This is a genomic window from Robinsoniella sp. RHS (assembly GCF_001029355.1).
In the GTDB taxonomy this organism is placed as follows: Bacteria; Bacillota; Clostridia; order Lachnospirales; family Lachnospiraceae; genus Robinsoniella; species Robinsoniella peoriensis.
The window spans coordinates 30,713-53,776 of the sequence record NZ_JNGB01000032.1 but is presented as its reverse complement, the minus strand read 5'-3'; the positions used below and the strand labels follow the sequence as shown (position 1 = coordinate 53,776).

20 protein-coding genes are annotated in these 23,064 nt (G+C 41.3%); 6 read left to right on the top strand and 14 right to left on the bottom strand.

Going from position 1 to position 23,064, the window contains the following annotated elements:
• Positions 1–202: 202 nt before the first annotated feature.
• The 4 genes from RHS_RS15520 to RHS_RS15505 form a co-directional block, all read right to left on the bottom strand.
• The gene (locus RHS_RS15520) at positions 203–1,591 is read right to left on the bottom strand and encodes an ABC transporter substrate-binding protein (RefSeq protein ID WP_047833696.1); all 1,389 of its coding nucleotides are present in this window, start codon (positions 1,589–1,591) and stop codon (positions 203–205) included.
• Between the two features lie 159 nt (positions 1,592–1,750).
• A complete protein-coding gene (locus RHS_RS15515; RefSeq protein WP_047833695.1) occupies positions 1,751–3,364 on the bottom strand; it encodes a response regulator in 1,614 nt (537 codons plus the stop codon).
• A 90-nt stretch (positions 3,365–3,454) separates the two neighbouring features.
• Complete coding sequence (locus RHS_RS15510) at positions 3,455–5,218, bottom strand: sensor histidine kinase (protein WP_047833694.1); 1,764 nt, start codon at positions 5,216–5,218, stop codon at positions 3,455–3,457.
• Between the two features lie 261 nt (positions 5,219–5,479).
• Positions 5,480–6,367 carry a LysR family transcriptional regulator gene (locus RHS_RS15505; RefSeq protein ID WP_047833693.1) on the bottom strand — a complete coding sequence of 296 codons (888 nt, stop codon included), beginning with the start codon at positions 6,365–6,367 and terminating at the stop codon, positions 5,480–5,482.
• Between the two features lie 195 nt (positions 6,368–6,562).
• Here RHS_RS15505 and RHS_RS15500 point away from each other — a divergent pair, with 195 nt between their 5' ends.
• Complete coding sequence (locus RHS_RS15500) at positions 6,563–7,054, top strand: GNAT family N-acetyltransferase (RefSeq protein WP_027292058.1); 492 nt, start codon at positions 6,563–6,565, stop codon at positions 7,052–7,054.
• A 12-nt stretch (positions 7,055–7,066) separates the two neighbouring features.
• Here RHS_RS15500 and RHS_RS15495 read toward each other — a convergent pair whose 3' ends face one another.
• The 9 genes from RHS_RS15495 to RHS_RS15455 all read right to left on the bottom strand — a co-directional run bounded on the left by RHS_RS15495 (position 7,067) and on the right by RHS_RS15455 (position 15,107).
• Entirely contained in the window at positions 7,067–8,560 is a 1,494-nt protein-coding gene (locus tag RHS_RS15495; protein ID WP_047833692.1) for a sensor histidine kinase KdpD, read from the bottom strand.
• Between the two features lies 1 nt (position 8,561).
• The gene (locus RHS_RS15490; RefSeq protein WP_047833691.1) at positions 8,562–9,248 is read right to left on the bottom strand and encodes a response regulator transcription factor; all 687 of its coding nucleotides are present in this window, start codon (positions 9,246–9,248) and stop codon (positions 8,562–8,564) included.
• A gap of 34 nt (positions 9,249–9,282) precedes the next feature.
• A complete protein-coding gene (locus RHS_RS15485) occupies positions 9,283–10,077 on the bottom strand; it encodes a hypothetical protein (protein WP_027292061.1) in 795 nt (264 codons plus the stop codon).
• A 14-nt stretch (positions 10,078–10,091) separates the two neighbouring features.
• Complete coding sequence (locus tag RHS_RS15480) at positions 10,092–10,805, bottom strand: ABC transporter ATP-binding protein (RefSeq protein WP_047833716.1); 714 nt, start codon at positions 10,803–10,805, stop codon at positions 10,092–10,094.
• 137 nt (positions 10,806–10,942) lie between these two features.
• Positions 10,943–11,257, bottom strand: coding sequence for a hypothetical protein (locus tag RHS_RS15475; RefSeq protein ID WP_044288828.1), 315 nt, complete (start codon positions 11,255–11,257; stop codon positions 10,943–10,945).
• A gap of 974 nt (positions 11,258–12,231) precedes the next feature.
• Entirely contained in the window at positions 12,232–12,354 is a 123-nt protein-coding gene (locus tag RHS_RS31130) for a hypothetical protein (protein ID WP_255348072.1), read from the bottom strand.
• Between the two features lie 817 nt (positions 12,355–13,171).
• Positions 13,172–13,546, bottom strand: a complete 375-nt coding sequence (locus tag RHS_RS15465) for a hypothetical protein (protein WP_044293380.1) — start codon at positions 13,544–13,546, stop codon at positions 13,172–13,174.
• Positions 13,543–13,836, bottom strand: coding sequence for a hypothetical protein (locus RHS_RS15460; protein WP_047833689.1), 294 nt, complete (start codon positions 13,834–13,836; stop codon positions 13,543–13,545). Before RHS_RS15460 ends, RHS_RS15465 begins: the two co-directional genes overlap by 4 nt.
• Positions 13,837–13,943: 107 nt before the next feature.
• The gene (locus RHS_RS15455) at positions 13,944–15,107 is read right to left on the bottom strand and encodes an ROK family transcriptional regulator (RefSeq protein ID WP_047833688.1); all 1,164 of its coding nucleotides are present in this window, start codon (positions 15,105–15,107) and stop codon (positions 13,944–13,946) included.
• Between the two features lie 160 nt (positions 15,108–15,267).
• On the opposite strand from RHS_RS15455, the gene RHS_RS31125 reads away from it, so the two are divergent.
• Together RHS_RS31125 and RHS_RS15450 are read left to right on the top strand one after the other, a co-directional pair.
• A complete protein-coding gene (locus RHS_RS31125; protein ID WP_377140876.1) occupies positions 15,268–15,414 on the top strand; it encodes a 4Fe-4S cluster-binding domain-containing protein in 147 nt (48 codons plus the stop codon).
• Between the two features lie 90 nt (positions 15,415–15,504).
• Positions 15,505–16,920, top strand: a complete 1,416-nt coding sequence (locus RHS_RS15450) for a sedoheptulokinase (protein ID WP_047833687.1) — start codon at positions 15,505–15,507, stop codon at positions 16,918–16,920.
• A 416-nt stretch (positions 16,921–17,336) separates the two neighbouring features.
• On the opposite strand, the gene RHS_RS15445 is transcribed toward RHS_RS15450, so the two are convergent.
• The gene (locus RHS_RS15445) at positions 17,337–18,683 is read right to left on the bottom strand and encodes an MFS transporter (protein WP_047833686.1); all 1,347 of its coding nucleotides are present in this window, start codon (positions 18,681–18,683) and stop codon (positions 17,337–17,339) included.
• A 234-nt stretch (positions 18,684–18,917) separates the two neighbouring features.
• Here RHS_RS15445 and RHS_RS15440 point away from each other — a divergent pair, with 234 nt between their 5' ends.
• The 3 genes from RHS_RS15440 (at position 18,918) to RHS_RS15430 (ending at position 22,928) form a co-directional block, all read left to right on the top strand.
• Complete coding sequence (locus tag RHS_RS15440; RefSeq protein ID WP_047833685.1) at positions 18,918–19,715, top strand: SDR family NAD(P)-dependent oxidoreductase; 798 nt, start codon at positions 18,918–18,920, stop codon at positions 19,713–19,715.
• A 240-nt stretch (positions 19,716–19,955) separates the two neighbouring features.
• Positions 19,956–20,843: an AraC family transcriptional regulator gene (locus RHS_RS15435; protein WP_044288832.1), complete on the top strand. Its 888-nt coding sequence runs from the start codon at positions 19,956–19,958 to the stop codon at positions 20,841–20,843.
• Positions 20,844–20,930: 87 nt separating this feature from the next.
• Positions 20,931–22,928 carry a TIM-barrel domain-containing protein gene (locus RHS_RS15430; RefSeq protein ID WP_047833684.1) on the top strand — a complete coding sequence of 666 codons (1,998 nt, stop codon included), beginning with the start codon at positions 20,931–20,933 and terminating at the stop codon, positions 22,926–22,928.
• Positions 22,929–23,064: the final 136 nt, after the last annotated feature.

Below are 23,064 nucleotides of genomic sequence, written 5' to 3'. Positions count from 1 at the left end.
TCTTCCTCCTTTACAGCTTAGATTTACAAGCAGGCCTGGGATTCTCCCGATAGCCAGATCATGTATGTATTTAAAACACGCTCTAAATTTTCAAATAAACTCTAAAAAAGCGTACAAAAATACTGCCCCAAAACAAACGCTGCATTTATTTTGAGGCAGCATACACTTTAAGTACTAATAACCGGTGAATTTCGAAAACCGATTACTTATTAACTGCTCCCACTCTTAACTCTTCCAATTCATCCAGAGATGCTTCGCCATTGTAGATATAGTTCGCAGGCATCTGATTCTGCATATAATCAGACAGTTCTGCACCAACGTTAATGATTTCCGTAGGATAGATCTGCTCTGAACATCTGGAAATTGATTCCATGAACGCTTCATCTACATTCGCACCTTCCGCTATTCTGGCGCAGGGTACCTGACCGCCTTCCGCACGGAATGTCATGATCTCTTCGCTGGTCAGATATTTCATAGCTTCTACAGCACCTTCTACATTCTTAGAACTGGTTGGAATAAAGTATCCGTCACAACCGCCAAGTACCGGATTCGTTGGATTTTTACCCATTGCAGGATAATCACAGATCTTATAATCTTTTAATCCGGAGTTATCAATCGTTGTCTTAACGGAAGTGGTAGGCTCAAAGATAAATCCAACTTTATGGGAGGAAATAGCTCCATAGAGCTGATCCTGTGTAACTGCGAGAGCTCCTTCTCCCGGGTAAAACAGTCCTTCATCAAATACGGATTTCACCATTTCAAATGCATTTTTTATGTGGTCATCTTTAAAAGAAACTTCTCCGTCATTCCATTTATCCAGTTCCTCGTTGGTATCCCATACCTGCATAACTGCATTTCTTGTAAGCCAGCATGCATAGGTATCCGGAATTCCTGCACCGGATGCGTCTGATTTTTCTTCAATTCTTCTGCATAAATCACAGAATTCTTCCCATGTCATCTGGTCTTTGATCTCACTGTCCTCGATTCCTGCAGCACGGGTTACTTCCAGATCAACGATCATTGCCGGGTATACCGTTTTATAAGCTACATTGTATAGCTTATCGTCATAAGTTCCGATCTCCAGCGTGCCTTCGTTAAAGGAAGACCGCCACTTATCATCCATGTACGGGGTCAGATCTGTGGCAAGTCCTACCTCCGTAAAGCTGTTCATCTGATTCGGCCAGTACTGTACCAGATCTATCTGCTCATTAGCGGCTGATGCTGTCTTTACTGTCTGCTCTACCGATGCTGAATCCCAGGTCTTGGTGATAATATTGTATTTATCACCCAACTTATCAATCAATTTCTGTTCTACCGCATTATTGACATCACCGGGGTTTGTAATCATAATGACAAGATCCTGTTTTCCCTCTGCAGAAGTGGTATCCTTTTTCTCTTCCGTTCCTGCTGCTTCTGCTCCCTGTGATGCTTTTGTTTCCGACTCCGCTGTTTTGGTCTCTGCTGACTTCGTCTCTGCTGCTTTGTCCCCGGCTGCTTTGTCCCCGGCTCCCTTGTCGGAACCTCCGCCGCATCCTGCCATGGTCAATGCTAACGTACCTGCAAGTACTACTGCTAATAATTTCTTTTTCATCCCTTTTGACCTCCTGTATTTGTTTTGTTCTCTTTAAGAAGATAGCTTTATTATAGCAGTTGTGTGTATATGCATTTATGCCAATATTCTACACAAACATGTCATTTTTCCGCACTGTTTTCCAAATCTGTAGTGTGAAAGCGATTTTCTTTCACACTTTTAGCCTCCACTTCGAAATGACCCGGCATTCCTTCCTGTGCATTTCCGAAATGTTCTGGAAAAATATGCATAACTGCTAAAACCTGTTTTCTTTGCTACTTCACTAATTGGAAGGTCTGTGTATTTCAGCATGTTCAATGCTTTTCCAACACGTAAATCAATCAGATAGTCCGTAAAACTTTTTCCCACTTCTTTTTTAAACTTGGATGACACGTAATTCGGTGTTCGCCCGAAAACGTCAGCAACGGAATCTACACTGATGGGTTCACTGTAATGTTCATCCATATAGGTACAGATATTCTTAATCATTACAGAATAATTTTCTGACTCTGTCAGCTCCCGCCCTCTTCGCAAACCCTGTATGAGGTAATCTTCAAATTCCAGGATGCCGTTTTCATAATGAGCTGCATTTTCAAGGGTCCTTCTTTCAAAATCAGGATCGCCTTCCAGTCCCCCATGACGAATCAGATAAAGATAAAGTTTTTTTATAAAACTGATCATCTCACAGCGGTCATACTTTTCCCTAAGCCCCATTTCCAGCAGTGATCCCATATTGATATGAAGTTCTGCCGCATCACACCTTTGAACGCTTTTTGCAATCCGTTCCATATAGCCTTTCTGCTGTTCTTCCGGAAATTTCTTATCTTCTTTTTCGGGATGAGTATAGATCACACAGGCACCGGAAAGACTGTAATAGGTCTGTTCCAGCGCTTCTTTTGCATGGGCATAGGCAACATGCAGTTCCTTTATACTTCTTGCCTCTGAGATTCCGGTGGTAATCACCAGATTCCGCTCCATCCATTCCCGGCTCACTCCCTCTATTACATTTTTTACCTGGTACTGGTAATCCAGATTCAGAAGCTGGGACCGGTCACCTCTGCCAAGAAATAAAAGCAGATCTTCCTGGAGCGCGAACACGATACCCTGTTCATGCAGCCTTTCCCGTATCTGGTCAGCAGCCTGGTCTGCTATGGGTCTTTTCCGAATAGAGCCATCCGCCTGTTCCAGCCAGAAGAGCGCAAGGAACGCATAATTTGCAGACAGCTTCAGCCGGTATTTATGGTCCAGCATCTGCCTGAATTTTTCCACATTCTCTATTTCCCCGCCATTGATCAGGGAATGCAGAAAGCTCTTTTCATATACATCGTAATAAGCCTTCTTTTCCTTTTGTGCCTCCAGCAGCTCCCTGGCATTTTTCATCACTATTTCAACTAATTTTCCGGGCTTGATGGGTTTTAGTATATAATCATCCGCCCCAAGCCGAATTGCCTTTTGCGCATATGTAAAATCAGAATATGCGCTTAATAAGATGTACCTGCAGTTATTTCTTTGCTCTCTCACATGCTCTAACAACTGCAAGCCGTCCATTCCCGGCATTTTAATATCCGCTATGATAATATCCGGCTGATAGGTGTTCAGTGCCTTTCTGGCTTCCTCCCCATCGGCATATTCCCGCACTTCATCAACTCCATACTCACTCCATGCAATCCCGTAATGGATTCCCTCCCGTATCTGTCTGTTGTCATCCACAACCATTAATCTCATAGTTATACCCACTGCATATTGCAGGCCTGCCTGCAATACTGCCATAATAAAACAGTTTGAAAGAATCACATCGTGGCTTCCTTTCTATATTTTAATTTTCTTCCAAACTTATACCCTCTGCATATTGCAGGCTTGCCTGAAATACTGCCTGCAATTCTTTCAAACTTTTGCCTCCAGCTTCACTTTGACCTGTACAATACAGCCTTTGCCTTCTTTGCTGTACATCTTTAGCCCGTATCCTTCCCCATAACGCAGCCAGACTCTTTCATCGATATTGCGCAGTGCAAATGCCTCCTTTCCCTCTTTATCTTTTAGCAGATTTCGGATCTTTTCCACATCGCAGCCCACTCCATTGTCGAGAACAGTAATGACCAGATCCCCCTGCTGCCTGCGCATCCTGATTTTCACCTTTCCGCCTGTATTCACATCCCGCAGTCCATGCTGGACAGCATTTTCCACCAGCGGCTGGGTGATGAGCTTTGGTATTAAATAACAATGCAGCTCCTCCGGTATATCATTCCTGAATTCTACCCGGTCACCCATCTGGAAATCAAGCAGAAAGAGATAATTGTCAATAAACTCCATATCATCCTGAACCGAGATCATCCCTTCTCCAAACCGCAGGATATGGCGGTACACATCTGCCAGCGCCTCCAGCTGTTCGCTTACCTCATAATCCTTATTCCGGATTGCCAGCCAGTGCATGGAATCCAGCGAATTATAGAGAAAATGCGGATTCATCTTCGCCAGCAGCATTTCTCTTTCCGCATCCTGAGTCTTGATCGTCTGGATATAAACCTGATTGATCAGCTCATTGATATGGGAAACCATATCTTCAAATCCCTTTTCTACATTCCCCATTTCATCGTGCGCCGTTTCATAATCCCGCTTCTCAAGCACACCGCTTTTTACAACATCAATACGGTTTGATAAGTGATGCAGCGGCATAATAATGGTCCGGTTCTGTATCATACTGTAAACAAACCCAAACACCACACAAAGAAGCACTGCAATGACAATAAAAATAATCTGGGTATTATAAATGGAGAGTTTCTTCTCAACCTGAAATAAATACCATCCGCCGGAACCGCATTTAGCATATAATACAATATATCCCTCATTTCCTGTCTTAACCGGAAAATAACCGGAATCCCCGTCCTGTTCCTGATTCAGGAATTCTTCCCAGCACAGATTTTTAAGTTCCTCATTATTACTGTTTTCTACAAGCACCTCACCTTGTTTATCAAAAATGAATACATCTGCAATCATATTCTCTCCCTGATAAGGTGAAAACTGACCGATGAATTCAGGCGCATTGATGTGAACACTGATGACGCCTTCATTCTCCAGGGTAAGCCCCTTCATAATGGTCATATAGTAGGAAAGCTGACTCAAAGTACTTACATTAATTCCCCTTTTAAATGTGACAGGATGCTCTGCTGCCCACAGATACGGTACCTTTTCTTCTTCAATCTGCCTGGTAAAGTCCAGATTTTCCCGTTCATCCATATAGAGCGGCCCCCTCTGAAACAGCACCTGGCCATTTTTACTCAGTGCGATACTGCTGCAGCTGTTTATCTTTTCACTTGCTTCCAGCATACTTTTAGCTGCATTCTTAAAATCCATGACAGATGCATTCCCTGCTGCGATTGCCTGTATAGAACGGTCACCTGCCAAAGCCGATATCTCCTGAACCACAGTATCATATAATTTTTCTATATCTTTTCCCGATTTTGTCAGCTGGTTAATCTGGATCTCATACTGGTTCTGTTCACTGAGGCGCAGCACCCTGGTTGTGGTAATGATTCCCAGCAGAATAATGGGCAGAATAACGCAGAGTGTCAGCGCCAGCAGCATCTTCTGACGAATGGACAGATTTTTAATAATCTTTTTCCAGGATATATTTCCAATCATCTTACGCATGAAAAAGCCCTCCTATTGATATATTCTACCATGGAAAATGTCGTGCCGGTAAAATGATTCAGCCCCTGCACAAGTGCTTAATAAAAAAATGCTTATAACATAGCATTTGCGTCTCGTTTCTGGATGAATATTCCATTCCAGTTATTGGTAATAGCGAAATCCCCTGCTTTTACTTTCTCATAAGCAGGGGTATTTTTCATAATTATATCAGATTTTTATTACAGCTCGTATGTCAAAATTCTATGGTTATATGCCAATATTCTATTGGGTACTTTCTTTTACCAGCCGGATAAACAGCTCCATAGCAGGACTAATCCATTTATTTTTATGATGGCCGCATACAGCGGATATACGCACATTCAAAATATCTGTGGAAATCTCCGTTAATTCCCCCCTCTCTAATTCATCCAGGACTGCAAATCGTGGGAGAAAAGAGATGCCCGTATTGTTTTTTACAAGATTTTTAATTGTTGGAATGCTCCATAATTCAATTGTATGATCCAGCTGAATCGCTTTGTCCCGAAGATACTGTTCAAATATCTGACGAAAAATACAATTCGGTTCATTGATAATCAATGGAAGGGAAATCTTCTGATTGGGTGTTATAAAATCGGGATAATCCTGCTTTATTTCCGGAGAAGCCACAAGTGTTAAGGGATATTTTCCAAAGGGATAGGTAACCAGATTCGATCCGAATCCTCCGACATCTTCATAAAATAACCCTATATCAAGAGTTCCGTTCATTAATTCATCACGAATGTCATAACAGTTCATGGAATGGAGATACAGTTTCGCTTTTGGTGCCCGATTATGAAATTCCTTCAGTACGCAAGGCAGCAGATAGCAAAGCAGCGATTCTCCCACTCCAATCCGTAAATTATCCTGGCATTTTGCCAGATCACGTTCAAAGCACCGCATCTTATCTACGGAATTAATCACGTCTTCCACATAAGGAATCAGTTGTTCTCCGGCTTTTGTCAGAACCATACGCCTTCCGATTTTCTCAAACAGTTTGGCTGAAAGTTCCTGTTCCAGCTGACCGATTTGAAAGGTAATGGTTGACTGTGTATAATTCAGTTTAACAGCGGCTTTTGAAAAACTCCCCTCTTTCACAATTGTCTGAAAGGTTTGTAAATATTTAAGATCCATAATCCACCTCCGCTTTTTATTCAAAAATATTGAACTATTATTTTTATAATTTCAATTTGTTTAAAGTATAGTTTGATGTTATTATAAATGGAACACCAGGTTATGGCAACAACTGTTTGAGGATGTTAACCAATCAGTTAAAAACCAAAGCTGCTATTATTACAACATTTACAGAAAGCAAGGAGAGGAATGAAAATGATTCAGATTAGATTATATGAAGAAACTGACAGAGATCAAGTTATCGCACTTGTACTGAGATGCCAGAATGATGGAACCAGGCCAGCCGTCACCGTATATGACCAGCCTGAACTGCTATGTATCAGGGAAAAATATTTTTCAGAAGGAGGCTGCTTTTGGGTAGCCACAGATCATGGGAATATAGTAGGGAGTATCGGTCTTATGCATTGCAGCCACGGTATCGGTGTATTAAAAAAGTTTTTTGTAAAACAGGATTACCGGGGAAAACCATTTTATTTAGGCCGGAAATTATATGCCGAACTGCTTTCTTTTGCAAAGCAGCACGGGTTTCAGGAGCTATTTCTTGATACACCTAAAAACACGGAACGTGCACATAAATTTTACGAAAAAGCAGGCTTCGTTAAAATTCGTGAAAAAGATCTGCCAGTACAATTTGACCATCCTTATAAGGACTGTGATTTTTTTCATTTGACAGCTCCATTTAATTAAACCATGTCCATTTTAATAGGATTCTCTGTTAGCAGACGAATCAAAACGGATTCGAAAGCATTTCCAATGGTTTGCTGTTTCATGGTAAGTGAGACTGCCACGGTGCTTTTCCATAATTTTTTTGCAGATGCTAAGCCCAAGACCGCTTCCACTGCCGGATGTTCTGGACTCATTTCCGCTAACAAAGGGTTCGAACATATGCAGTTTTACTTCATCTTGAATCGGTTCACCATTATCCGCAACTTCAAATAATATCTCGTTATGATCCTCTTCATAAAGTTTCAAACGTACTTTTGTATGGGGAGGATTATGCTTTATTGCATTGATTAAAAGATTTCCGATTACTCTTCTGATCTCCGTCTTTGCTATTGAAAGCCTCACTTCACCCTCAGGGATTTCGAGTTCCAGCTCCATCTCCTCTCTTTCAAAATCATCCATATATTCAATTACTACCTCACGTACAAATTCTGTAAAATCTGTTTCTTCAAATACAAATTGATACTCTGAATTTTCCAGTTTGGTATAAATCAATAATAATTCCACCAGTTCGTTGAGATGATCTGTCTTTTTTACGATAGTGCCAATATACTCCTGTTTTTTCTCTTCCTCCACCACAACACCTTCTGCAATTGCTTTCGCATATCCTCTAATCGTGGTTATGGGCGTGCGCAGATCATGAGCGATATTGCTGAACAACTGCTGTTTTTCATTTTCATACTGCTGGCGCTGCACCTTCGCATGACGCAGTTCCTGAGCCAAAACCTGAAAAGACTCTTCAATGGCGCTATACTCATACTCCGCCTGGAGGGAAAGATGCAGATCATAATTGCCTGCTGTTAACTCAGAAAGTCCTGCTGCAAGCTTCTTGTTGGGTTCTCCCACGTGCCGTTTAATTGATATGGAATACCACCAGACGCACAGGATAAATATAAGTATAAAACCGGCACTAAGGTATAAAGCCGTCCTTCCAAGCCATGCCCCCATATCTCCTTTAGGGTTATAAAAAGTAAAACTGGCTTTCAGCTTACCCATAGGAAATTTCACAATTCCAAGATACCGCTCTCCATCCGCTCCCTGAAAATTCGTAGTTGTACACACATACCCGGGATCTTTCTCATTCGGATCCGTTGTATTAATTTCCAGGATCCCCGCAATCTTGGTAACATTGTGCTTCAGCAGGTATTCAATTCCTTTCTGTTCCAGTAATTCTTCCTGGGTATAAGATGTCTTTTTCTCCAGAACTTTTCCTTTCGTATAGATCACCCGATTCCGGGCATCCAGTATTTCTATCCATCCGTCAAAATCTTCCAGCAATGAAATATCACTATTTTCATAATCCTGCCGGATGACTTCGCTGGCACTGAATATATGCAGCACATCTTTGTCATTAACAAGAACATGTGACGCAAATAAACCAAAAACACTGGTGGCTGCAATAATCAGGATGGAAAATAAAATAAACTGTTTTATAAGATAAATACTCAGACTTTTTTCTTTTCTCCTCATTTCATTCTGAAATCATCTTATATCCCAGACCCCTGATTGTTCTGATATAAGATTCTCCGTTCCTTTCTCCGATTTTATCCCTGATTTTACTGATATAAACCATAATATTGTTATCGTCAACAATATATTGATCCTCCCATGCCGCCTCATAAATCTGCTTTTTTGTAAATACCCTGCCCGGGGCACCCATAAAGAGTTTCAGTATCTTGAACTCGATAGATGTCAGTTCCATTGTCTCTTCCCCTTTACAAAGGGTACACTGCTGCAAATTCAACTCCAGATCATGTACTTTTAACGGTTCTTCCGCTTCAGCCTGGCTCAGACAGTAGAATCTTCGTATATTTGCATCCACTCTTGCTACAGCCTCCAACGGATCAAAGGGTTTCACAATATAATCATCTGCACCAAGCCCAAGGCCTAGGATTTTATCCGCGGTTTCCCCTTTTGCCGATATCACAATGATCGGGAGATTTTTCTCTTTTCGAATGGCTTTAATCAATTCGTAACCGTTCAGATTCGGCATCATAATATCAACCACAGCCAAATCCACTTTTTCCCTCCGCAGAATCTGCAGCGCGGAAAGGCCGTCCCCAGCTACCAGTACATCATATCCATCTTTTTCAAGATACAGCCGCAATAACTCGATAATCTCCCGTTCATCATCTGCCAGTAATATTCTCTTTCCCATATCTCGCCGTGTCTCCTTTATTATGCAGCATATGTTATCGGATATCCTGCCTTTTAAAAATATTGATTGTTATAAATATCATAACACCTGTAATTACAAATGTACAAGCAGCAATTAACATCACATCCGTAATTTTAATTGATCCGCCTGCCATCAAATAATCCACAAATCCCTCCGGCAGATATCTTAAAATTTTAAAAACTCCCAGCGTTACCAGGTATTTTTCTGCAAACATAAGTATCAAGGTTATCATAAACGTTACAAATGGCCCAAAGAAGATTCCCGCCAGAAATGCCGCTGCACTTAAAATAATATGGTTTGCCCCCCAGCTAAGTGCCGCTCCAACTGCTTTAAAATTCGTCAAACCGGTTGCCGATATGGAAAATGTACCGTTTCCCATCCCATCCGGTACAATAATCAAATAGTAACAGACGAAAATTGTTACCGTCATAGCCAGAGTCATCATAACCACAACCGATATCATCACAAATAATTTCGCAAGAATCACCTGGCTCCTCTTTCCCACTCTAAGCAGGCTGGTCTTAATCTGCCCTCTTTCTATTTCTCCCGATAACTGTAACGAAGCAGTTAATATAACTAAAATGCCGATTATTCCAAATCCGGATAATATATTCCAGACGGATATGAAATAATCCATGCAGGATAACACTGAACGTGTGGAAGTTCCCTCCTGGGTAACCGTTACATTTCCGCTCCCTATTCCAAGTGAGATTAAAATTATTAGCAAACAGGGAAGCCAAAGCATCCAGCTCGATTTTTTCTTTCCCATCTTATAACATTCCATCTTATATACTTGCAGCGTATTCATCTTTCTGCCCCTCCCTATTTCATTAATTCAATTAACGACTGTCCGCTCTGTCTGATATTTTCATATGTATCCATACAGGTAATTTTCCCCCTGCTTAAAACAGCAATTTCATCCGCAAGTTCTTCTACTTCCATCAATTGATGGCTGGAGAAGATAATCGAAGTATTCTGTGTTTCACACAGCTGTTTCAGCATGCATATGGTTTCCTCAATTCCGATCGGGTCCAGACCTACAAAAGGTTCGTCTAAGACCAGCAGCTCCGGCTGCGTAATCAGCGCCTGCGCCAAAGCAAGACGCTGTTTCATCCCAAATGAAAAGGTTCTTACTCTCTTTTTCTTCGCATTTGCCAAATCCACAAATTCCAGAATTTCGTCAATTCTTCTTTCAGCCTCACGTTTTCCCATTCCTTTTGTTATCATCATTGGTATTTTTAAATTCTCACACGCTGTCAGGTCATCAAAGAATGCCACGTCAACCAAGGAACCAATCCTGCTTTTTTGCTCAATATCTTCAGGATCTAACAACTGATTCCGAAAATAAATGTTCCCTTCATAATGGACTCCCAGACCTAAGATCGTTTTTAGCAGCGTTGTCTTCCCTGCACCATTTCTTCCCAGCAGACCCACAATATGTCCCTTTTCCACCTCCAGATCCACTGCTTTTAATACTTCCTGTTTCCGGTAACCTTTTGTCAAATGTTCCACTTTTAATATCAATTCTCTTTTCATTATCTTTCCTCCATATACATACATGTTCCCACTGCCTGCTCCCCGCCAACGTCTGTTTATAACATGCTCCGGCTGTGCATAGCGTTGAAGTCCCGTTTCCTGCAGCGAAGTTTGGCTGTGCAGGCAGCCTTTATGGACTACAGGAAACGCTGAATGATATATACCACGCAGCAGATGATTCCCAGATTCATGATCATAAATGATACGCAACTGACTCTGACACATCTGCGCTCTGTCTCTGTCTCCATCTCTTTTTTGCTTTTCCGGCTTAAAAGATAAATCAGAAATCCCCCCATGTTCTGTCCTGACAGTCCGACTACCGTCCAAAGCCCGGGGCGCATTCCTCTGCTCTTTGCATCATTATAGATCCATTTTCCCAGATGATAAAAAAAGACCAACATTGCCGGTACCAATAAAACTGCTCCTGTTATAAGCCATACCATACTATTCATTTTATTATCCTCCATTTTCTTAACTTTATTTCTTTTCAAGTGATATTCATAGCATAAGCCTGCTCTCTTATCCTCAGCTATTCTTAACCTTAACAGAACCTTAAAATGCTATGTTTGAAAGCAATTTGTAAACAGGTTCTTGAGCTGCAGGGAATAAATTCATCTTAAATTTGGGTTTAGCTGAGTAAGGGGACGCTTTGTAGATGGAAGTAGTGCGCGAAAAGAGAAGGGGACGGACCATGGCAGGCGTTTGGAAGACTTACCGCAGAACTGGCATTTTCTAACCTTCCCAGAGCGCTTTTTGGCGGCACGCGGGCATTCGCTGCGAAATCCTGATGCATTTCGCAGCTCACTGCCCGCTTAGTATCCGATGGGAGCCAGTCGAATACTATCCGCCAAAAAACACTCCGGCAAGGTAAGTAAATGCTCAGATCTGCTATACGCCTTCCAAACGCCTGCCATGGTCCGCCCCCTTCTCTTTCCGGGATGCAGTTTATTGATACAAAGCTGGTTTTCTCAGCAGGGTGGAGCCCCGGGCGTGTGGTATGCCGGACGTTATTGGCTTAGATCACATAAAAACCAATAAACCAGCTGGATGTTATCACTGTGAACTGTCTCTAAATTCTACTACAGTATATTTGTGGTTATAGTACCTACATCCGGTAAAGTCTGTGATCAGGAAAGCAGGTAAAATTTCGTCTTATCATCCCCCTTTCACACTGAACTGCCGTAACAAACTCTGCTGCATCCAAAAACGAACAGACCGTCACAACCCAGGGGTCTCCACCAAGCTGAGAAAACCAGCTTTGTATCAACGAATGCTATCTCGGAAAGATGGGTGTGGGAAACTGGTATGGGCGGAGGAAGCGTAGAGCAGATCTGAGTATTTACTTACCTTTCCGGAGTGTTTTTTGGCGGATAGTATTCGACTGGCTCCCATCGGATACTAAGCGGGTACTGAACCGAGAAATGCATCAGGATTTCTCGGTGAATGCCCGCGTGCCGCCAAAAAGCGCTTCGGAAAGGTTAGAAAATACCAGTTCTGCGGCCAGCTGACGGAGCCCATGCCAGTTTCCCACACCCATCTTTCCGTACACTACCTACATCTACAAAGCGTCTTAATCAGCTAAACCCAAATTTAAGATGAAACTATTCCCTGTCGTGCGTGAAGTAGATATATTTAATGCATAAAACCTACTTTTCAATACATTTCTACTCCACACGTCCCAAAATACATTACAATACATACGTTACACTTTATTATTTTAAATAAGAATGGGTATATTTATGATCTGGAAAATAATTTCAGCAGGTCCGGAGATTATACTTTTTATAATTGCTGTTACGAGTGCCATAGGCACATTCGCCTTTATAAAACTTCGTAACTGGTGCGATATGGAATATAAGCATAGTTGTGCTGTAAATGCTGTTATAGCAATTATATTATATCTAATCTCGGATGGTTCAGAACAATTTATTTTATATGCGTGGCTGCAAGTCCTGGTCTTACAAACAGTATCTGATATTATATTTGTTCCGCATTTAATAGGCCGCAGAGTTGATCCGGAATATAAAATTGATGCTATTTCACATAGAGCATTGTCATGTTTTTTTATTTTAATTTATTTCATGCTGCTTAACGCTGACGACAAACATATATTTTATACTATTTTTTCTTAGCAAAGTCTCACCCATCGGCTATTCCAACCATAGCGAAACAGTCTAACGTAAAATCTTATAAACACATCATTTCGGTATTTATGAGATTTAAAATATACCATTTTCATTAACACAACCTTAAAAAAGCAGGGAATATGCTCTCACATATTTCCTGCTTTTTGCTTTCTAAACCTGCCCTGTCCATTAAAAATTTAATCCGGTTTCGGTTATGAACCAGCTTATCCTATAAGCTGGTTACGCTTCTCTTAATCCTTTCACGAAAGGTATCAGGCAAAGGATTAAAATAATTCCTAAGATACCAATCGCAATACCGGCCACCATATGGCTCCACACCATGGTAAGACACATTCCTACACCTAGAAGCAACGCTCCCATAATACCAATCAGCGCTGCCCCAATTGTTTTACCGGACAGCCTGATGGGCGCCTTGTTTTCCATCCTTCTCCAGACAAAAACCATGATAAAAAGCACTACTATACCAATTGTTCCCATAATAATTCCTGGTCTGAAGGCATTCCACTCCTGAATCAACGCCATGCACATACCCAAAGAAAATAAAATTCCACCAATTGTTCCTAAGATCATAGATACAAATGTACTTTTTTTCATTGTCGGATACCTGCCTTTCTGGATGCTTTTCTGTTATTCTGTTCTTCTGTTAACCTTGCTCGTGCTTCTTCAACCGATTCGCCTTCTTTCGTAAGATAATTATCCACGAACTTATCGGCAATTTTGTTGAAGCCACCTACTGCAGCCGTTTCAATTTTCTTGTAACCACCGACTGCACCTGTCTCAATTTTCTTGTAACCATCAACTACTCCCGTCTCAATCTTCTTGTAACCGCCAATTACATCTTCAGCAATTTTTTGATTCGTTTTTACTAATTTTGATTTCGCCATTTTCTTATTCTCCACTTCTTGTTGCATTGTCCGTGTTTCAATTGATGATAAGAGAATAGCTTTTTATTATTTGTAATATGTTTGACTTTTGTTGCTGAAATATTAATTTATGATTTTGCTGTTTCAAAACCAGCCGCATACTTCTCTAAAACCAGATTGGCACCGGCTATCATAGCCGATTCTTTAGGTAAACCGGATGGACAGATCCTTATGGATCTCCCCCTGTGACCAAGCATTTGATCCTTCATCAATTGCTCCATACAGGGATATATGAAAGCTCCTTTGTATAATAATTCTCCTGATACAAATATCACCCCCACATCCAGGAGATTCATCATAGTAGTTAACGATGCTGCCAGTAAACGGCACTCCCGCTCCACCAGCCATACAGCGGCAGCGTCTCCTGCTTCATAAGCATCCATTATTTTTTCCCAGCTGGTTAAGGATTTATCTTTTTCCATGGCAGACCGCAAAATATTTGGTATTGCGGCATAAAGTTCCAGGCAGCCATGATTCCCGCAGCTGCAGCGTTCCCCATCCAAATTAACCGTAGTATGTCCGATCTCACCGCAGTATCCATGAATACCCTTGTATGGTTTGCCATTTAAGATCAATCCCCCGCCAACTCCGGTATCCACAACTAATTCCAGAAAACTTTCTTCCCGGACACCTGCTCCATAATATCGTTCTGCCATAGCCAATGCCTGGGCATTATTTTCCATATAAACAGGACACTCAAACTTTTCCTTAAAATAACTGACAACTTCTATCTGATGCCAATTCTCAAAATTCGAAGGTTTTAGAATTGTTCCCTTTATGCTGTCTAAAGGACCCGGTGCTGTAATCCCAATACCAAGCAGTCTGTCCGCACCTCTGTCCTTTTTTAAAAAATCCACCGCTTTCTGATAAAGACAGTTGAGCATCTGTTTTGCCAATATTTCTTTTTTCTGGGGAAACTTTTCTACCATCAGTATTTCTCCTGAAAAGTCACAAAGTCCTACGCTGCAGATATCCCTTGCAATATTAATGGACAAAATTCTGTATTTCTGCGGATTTAACTTTATGGTCATAGACGTTCTGCCTACTTTCCCGGTAACCAGCTGGTCCTCAGATACAATTTCTTCACCCAGCAATGTATCAATTAAAACTGAAATAGCAGCTCTGGTCAGTCCTGTCTGCCTGGCTAACTCCGCCCTTGACATAGGCTGCTGCCGCAGAAAATTTATAATACTCCTTTGGTTGCGCAGCTTCATATTATTGGCATTCCCCATGGTATTCCCCTTTTCTTATTTGTCTTTCGATTAGATTATACAATCTTTTCAATAATCATAAGCTATTTTCAATAGTTTGTCAAATCAATTGACAAACTCCAATTCACATGCTATATTTCATATATAGAAAGACAGGTGTTCTACTTGGATATAGCCTATTTTGAAAAAGATTTTAACTATTCAAGACGGTCCGGGTAATCGTTTGTTTTATCATTTACAAGGCTGCAATATGCGCTGTCCCTGGTGTGGTAATCCCGAAAGGCCTACTATACATATACCGTATGTTCATCCCCTGCGCATATGTTAACTTCTTAGCTTGCTCGCCTGAAATACTAAGATATGATCAAACATGTGGATACGCAGTCTGCAATTTGCGTAAAAATAAAAGGAGAATATCATGAAATCTATTGGTATAGATATTGGAACAACGACCATTTGTTCCGTTCTAATTGATGCAGAAACAAAAACTTTATTAGATTCCGTCACAAAGCCGAATAAATCCACCCTGGCAGCCGCCCAATCCTTTGAGCGCCTGCAGGATCCGGCTAAAATTCTTGACACCTGCATTGCAATGGCAAATCATTATCTGATATCTCATTCAGACATTGCCAGCATCGGTATCACCGGGCAGATGCATGGAATTCTGTATGTGGATCAGAAGGGGCGGGCTGTAAGCCCCCTCTTTACCTGGCAGGATGGGAGAGGGGATATTAGCCGGCAAGATGACAGAGTCGGTTCTGACTGGCAGAATCAGTGCGACAATACCGATTGGCAAGATGACTGGGGCCATATTGACGGTCAAAATGGCAAAGGAGATAATGCTTGCCGGAATATATTGACGTACGCAGGTTTTTTAACTGCCAGGACAGGATATGCTATGGCTACCGGATTCGGCATGACAACACATTTTTATAATCATGTGAACCAGCTGATTCCTTCTGATGCCGCTTATCTGTGCACAATTCCAGACTACATTGCTATGCGCCTGGCTAACCGGAAAACCCCTTTGATTCACCAAAGTATGGCAGCCAGTCTTGGAATGTACGATATAAAACGCAATAAATTTGATCTTGGGGCAGTCACCTCTCTTGGTTTATCAGCAGATATGCTGCCTGAAATTGCCTGCGGTGAATGCTATATTGGCGAAACAGACACCGGTATTCCGGTTACAGCAGCCCTCGGTGACAATCAGGCTAGCTTCCTGGCATCTATGAATTCGGAAGATGCCTGTCTGGTAAATGTAGGTACCGGCAGCCAGATTTCCATTATGACTCGGACTCCCTACCAGTCAGCGCAAATTGAATGCAGGCCTTACCTGGGAGACACCTATCTGCTGGCGGGCTCCTCTCTGTGCGGCGGATATTCCTATTCTCTTTTGAAAAATTTCTTTGAAGAGACGCTGGCTCAGTTTGGCATCATACCTCAGAATTCCACATATGAGGTCATGAACCGTATGGCTATTGATGCAGCTGCCCATGGTGAGGCACTAAATGTAGACACAAGATTTTGCGGTACAAGGCAGGATGCTTCTATTACTGGCTCCATTCAAAATCTTAAGGTAGCAAATTTCCATCCTGGCGATTTTACCCTTGGGATCCTTCAGGGTATCTGCGATGAACTTTATAATTTGTATACACAGTTTCCAGAAGATGTAAAACCTATCAAAACCCTGGTTGGAAGCGGGAACGGAATTCGGATGAATCCTATGCTCCAGCAGCTATTTGCCAGTACATTTAAAGCTGAACTTACCATTCCGGACATAAAAGAAGAAGCCGCTTACGGCTGCGGCTTATTAGGGTTAAAATTAAGATAATAAAAGAACCATTCCGGCTCACTTCTGTAATTCCTTGTTTGAATAGGATTTCAAAGTGTACCGGAATCTGTGTTTATTTTAGTTATTCTTGTAAAATTCCAACTTTTTTATTCTGTTTAATTTAGACTAAAAATAAGTTTCTGATTATCTCTTTATAACTTTTTATACGTCCGCAAATCCTTATTTTATAGGCTTTACGGGTTTTTACTAATATCTGTATCAGTATCTTCCACCTGTTCTCTGCCTCTCTCCAGCCTTTAAATTAGATTTCACACTATAAGTTTGCGCTTCATAAAGACAGTAACTGAAAGATTATAGGATGTGATTTGGGGCGAACAATTAATGCATCAAAGGGTACTTTCATACCATTATATTTTTCATAATGTTGATAATGTCGGGTTTCCCTCTCTTGAGTTTTATCCCTTCGTCCCCCACGGCGAAGGGCACCCCGACTGCGTACATCTGTTTTTCCATCCGACTGATATACACAGCACTGCAATGGCCAGTAAGCAGATCATTCCCACCAGAACAACCTGATAACTTTCTGTTAAATCATAAATAAACCCGTACGCAGGAATCAGGATAATCGATGCAATAGGGGCACCCATAGAAACTTTTGCAAATATTTTTTCATAATCTTTCTGCCCATAAAACTTTATTGTGAGAATTGGTGCCAGAACCATGATTCCCGAGCTTATCAGACCATGTAAAAATGTGGATACGCTAAAAATCAGAAATCCTGTTCCACTTAATATAAATCCAATCACTGCAATAAGACCAATCCCCAGAATCCCATAACATGTCTTAAGGCTGCCAATTTTATCACTGATAATTCCAATTGCAATAGATCCAATGGCACTTCCAACGGAAGCAAATGCCAATGCATTTCCGGTCTCCCGGGTGCTATACCCCAGCAGCGAACCGTAGGTTGGAATATGCTGTGTAAATACTCCGATACCGGTGATTGCAATCATGAAAAACAGCAGTAAATAAAATGAAGTGGAACGAAGCGCTGTCTTTTCTGATATTTCAACCGTATCATGTACCTGCCCTTCTGTCTCATAATCCCCTTTTGATTTGTCATGATCCTGCTCATTTGTCTCCTGCTCATTTGTCTCCTGCTTATTTGTCTCCTGCCTTGCAGACTGGAAATCGACTGCTCCATAAGGCATTGTTTTTTTCTCTTCCGGTCTGTTTTTAAGTAGTATCAGGGCCGTTAATATAACTACTATAAATGTGGCTCCGCCGATATAAATATAACCGGACCGCCACCCCCGCTGGGAAATAATATTGGAAGTCACAGGCTGAAATACTGCTCCGAACAGCCCTACAAATGCCATTTGTATTCCCATCATCATTCCTGCTTTTTTTGAGAACCATCGGTTAATCAGGATTGGTCCTAACAGGCTCACCAGAATTGTAGCACCCATGGCATAGGGAATTGCTAAGAGATACCAGCCATATACAGCATTCATAAATCCCATTCCCACAAAAGAAAGCGCCTGCAGAATTGCACCTGCAATTGTGACGATACGAATATCATATTTGTTGATCAATTTTCCAGCAAATGGAAGCCATAAAACCATCACAATTGAAGTAATGCTAAAATATATTGACAGAGTTCCCATTCCCACTCCAATTTCCTGCGAAACTGGAAACAGGAACAGCCCGGATGTCATATTAATTCCACCTCCGGCAAATCCGCGGATCAATATAACACCCAGCAGAACGAACCATGCATAATGTAATTTAATTTTTTTCATTATCTACTTTCCGGCAATTATTTATTATATTCTTATATCCATTTTGATTCATCATCATGACTGCCGGTATTCTCCTTTATTTACTCTCATAAACAAGTTTCCTCCTTTCTCCCTTTTTTATTCGCTTATATAATTAATAACTTAACTCTTTGTTTCTCATCCTGAATCGAATAAAATATTTTTTTTATACGAATACTAATCTGGATTTTTAAAAAATTAGGATGGTGAACAAGTATGAAGAAACTTGAAAATAAAATTGCACTGATTACATCGGCAACAAAGGGTATCGGACTTGCCTGTGCCTTAAAACTGGCTGAAAACGGCGCTACAGTCTATATGGGCGTACGCAGATTAGAAGCAACCCGGGAAATTTGCGATAATTATAAGTCTAATGGATTTAAAATGTTTCCCGTCTACTTTGATGCAACTGACAAAGCCAGTTATACATCCATGGTTGAAGAAACTTTGAAAATTGAAGGCAGGATTGATATTTTAATTAATAATTTCGGAATCGGCAGGCCCGCTGAGGATCTGGATCTGGTAAACGGCAAAGAAGAGGCTTTTTTCGAAATTATGGACTTGAATCTGGGCAGTGTTTACCGCATAACCAAACTGGTAATCCCCCACATGATACAGGGCGGGGGCGGATCTGTTGTGAATATATCTTCCATAGGCGGTATGATTCCGGATATCACAAGAATCGGCTATGGTGTTTCAAAAGCGGCAGTTAACAACATCACCCAGCAGATCGCCATGCAGTATGCACGCCAGAACATTCGCTGTAATGCTGTATTGCCCGGTCTTACCGCTACAGATGCGGCACTAAAAAATATGCCCGAAGCATTTTTAAAATCTTTTTTGTCTCATGTACCCTTAAACAGAATGGCCACTCCCGAAGATATCGCCAACGCAGCCCTGTTTTTTTCCTGTGACGATTCATCTTATATTACAGGTCATATTCTTGATGTAGCCGGAGGATATGGAATCGGCACACCTCAGTATGCGGACATGATAAGGACAGCGGATCAATAATTTATAGTTCCACAGATTTGTAACTTCACTATTGACTAAATAAATGTGTAATTCCACTATCGTTAAAATATATGTTTTCAAATTGCTCTTTTTGATTTATAATCCTTAATATAATGTCATATTTTAATATTTCCTGCTTATAAGTGACTCAATACGGGACATGGAAGAATGGTTTGGTTTATACCTTTCGTTTGAATTGCCAAAACATATTGAAGTACTTCTAAAAGAGGAGGCCGAGCAATGAAAAACAATCCTGTAAACAGTGAATTTTTCCGTGAACAGGTAACACATGGGAATATGGATTTTCAGTTACAGCTTTATAAAGATATGGAATATCATGAAAAAGGTTTGATTTTGTATAATCATTGGCATGAAGAGGCAGAAATACTTTTCGTAACGGAAGGTGCAATCGAACTTGTAGTAGATGGCATCTCTATATTTGCCGAGAAAAATACCGTAGTGCTGATTCCACCGAATCTTCTGCATGGAGCTTACCAATACCAGGATCAGAAATGCCGTTTTACCTCTATTGTATTCCACCAGGATTTTATAGCAAGTAAGAACGGGGATATCATTCAGACCCAGCAGCTGGATCCTTTTTTTGACAATACATTTATCTCTTCCTATGTGTTGTCTCATAATGAGCGAAAAAATGAAACTGTGCAGCAGCTTTTAGCCGAGCTGATATATAATTATTCATCTTCAGAACCTTATCGGGAACTAATCATAAAAGGTTATCTCTTTCAGATTTTGTATCATTTGCTGCAAAAAGAGCAAAAACATAATCTGAAATCTGTCTCGGATTATGTCAATGAAGAGCGAAAAAAGAAAATTCTCAGTTTTATGGAGGAAAATTATCAAAACCCTTTAGACCTGGATGAACTTGCAAAAGCTATTTCCCTGAGCAAAGAACAGTTCTGCCGTTTTTTTAAACATTCTTTCCGCTCTACACCGGTTCATTATTTAAACAGATACCGCATTAACCGATCCATGGATTTGTTAAAGGAAACCAGTATGTCTATTATAGATATCGCAATTGAAGTAGGCTTTGAAAGCAGTAATTACTTTGCTGTTTCTTTTAAAAAAGCAACCGGAATGACCCCAAGCCAATTTCGTAAGATGACATGATTTTAATAATCTCTGACAGTATCGTAAATGCATTAACCTTGAAAAAATTATATAATACTGGCAAATATAATTTATAGGAGGTTCGCTATGTCATTCTTTACTCATGGAGACAATTATCTGGAATATCATAATGCCGGTGAAACATTACGGATTATGGCATGGGGCAAAAACAGCCTGCGTGTAATTTCTGTACCCAACGGACCGCTGGATCTTTCCAGCAGTGCACTGCTCCCACAGGAGGCAGTAGAAACGAACATTACAATCGGTGAAGATACTGCCTCGATTTCCAACGGAAAAATTTCTGCGCTCGTTGATACCCGTGGCTGGAACAGCGCCGCTGTCCTGACTTTTTACAACGATCGTAAAGATGTAATTTTAAAAGAAATAGATGGCGGAGGTGCGTTGATCCGCAGAGCCCGGTTCTTTAATCCTTATGCCGGCGGTGATTACCGCCTGAAAGTTACTTTTGAATCCGATCCCAGGGAAAAGATCTATGGTATGGGACAGTACCAGCAGGATATTCTGGACTTAAAGGGCTGCAATCTGGAATTGGCTCACCGTAATTCACAGGCATCTGTTCCTTTTTATGTCTCAAGTTCAGGCTACGGCTTTTTCTGGCATAATCCGGCGGTCGGCAGTGTATCTTTTGGTAAAAATACAACGGAATGGAGAGCCGACAGCACGAAAAAAATGGATTATTGGATTACGGTTGGCGATAATCCTGCTGAGATAGAGTCACAGTACAGTGGGGCAACCGGAAGGACACCCATGATGCCGGAGTATGGATTAGGTTTCTGGCAATGTAAATTGCGCTATTATAATCAGGAACAGGTTCTGAAAATAGCAAGGGAATACCACCAGCGTAAAATTCCGGTGGATGTATTCATTATTGACTATTACCATTGGCCCCGCTGCGGAGATTACCGCTTTGATGAGCACTTCTTCCCGGATCCTGCGGCAATGGTGGAAGAATTGCGCTCTTATGGCATGGAAATAATGGTATCTGTCTGGCCCCAGGTTGATTGGCGCAGTGAGAACTTTGAAGAAATGCAGCAAAAGGGATTGCTGGTGAAGACCGACCATGGTATGAATGTGCAAATGAATTTTCAGGGAAATAATGTTTTTTATGATGCCACTAACCCGGAAGCCAGAGAATATGTTTGGAATAAATGCAAAGACAATTATTATAAATATGGCATAAAAGCATTCTGGCTGGATGAAGCAGAGCCGGAATACGGTACCTATGATTATGATAATTATCGTTATTACACCGGCAGTGTATTACAGCAGGGAAATATCTATCCTAAGGAATATGCCCGGGGCTTCTACGAAGGACAGAAATCCAATGACCAGCAAGACATCTTAAACCTGGTACGCTGTGCATGGGCGGGCAGCCAGCAATATGCTGCTTTAATCTGGTCGGGAGATATCCACTCCACTTATCAGGACTTTCGGAATCAGATTGTTGCAGGATTACAGATGGGACTCTCCGGAATACCCTGGTGGACTACCGATATCGGCGGATTTCATGGCGGCAATATTTACGATGCGGATTTTCAGGAACTGCTTGTCCGCTGGTTCCAATTCGGTACATTTTGTCCTGTAATGAGGCTTCACGGCAACCGGCTTCCACGGGAACCGCTCAATAAAGCGAACGGTGAAGAAACAGAAGGCACCGGCGCTGATAATGAAATCTGGAGCTACGGTGAAGAGAACTACCATATTATGAAAAAATTTATAGAGATACGTGAACTGCTTCGTGATTATACACGAAGCCTGATGGAAGAAGCACATAAAGCAGGGGCTCCCGTTATGCGGGCAATGTTCTATGAATTTCCAGAAGACCCTCTTACCTGGGATTTAAAAACCCAATACATGTATGGCTCCGATATTTTAGTGGCGCCAATTGTAGAAGCTCACGCTTGCTCCCGCAAAGTATACCTTCCTGAAAACTGCAGCTGGACTCTTGCACGAACCGGTGAAGTTTTTGAAGGAGGCCAGTGGCTGGATGTTGAAGCAGATATTGATACGCTTCCTGTATTTCTCCGTGACGGAAGACAAGACTACCTGATCAGACAGATTTAAAATGTAGTTCAGAAACTTTCATTTATCAACAAAAAACAGGTTTCCCACAATAAAACGGCGTTATGTGCAGAAAAACTCACATACCGCCGTTTTGTAATTTAGCAATGAATTATTTAAAATTATTTATTGATAAGAT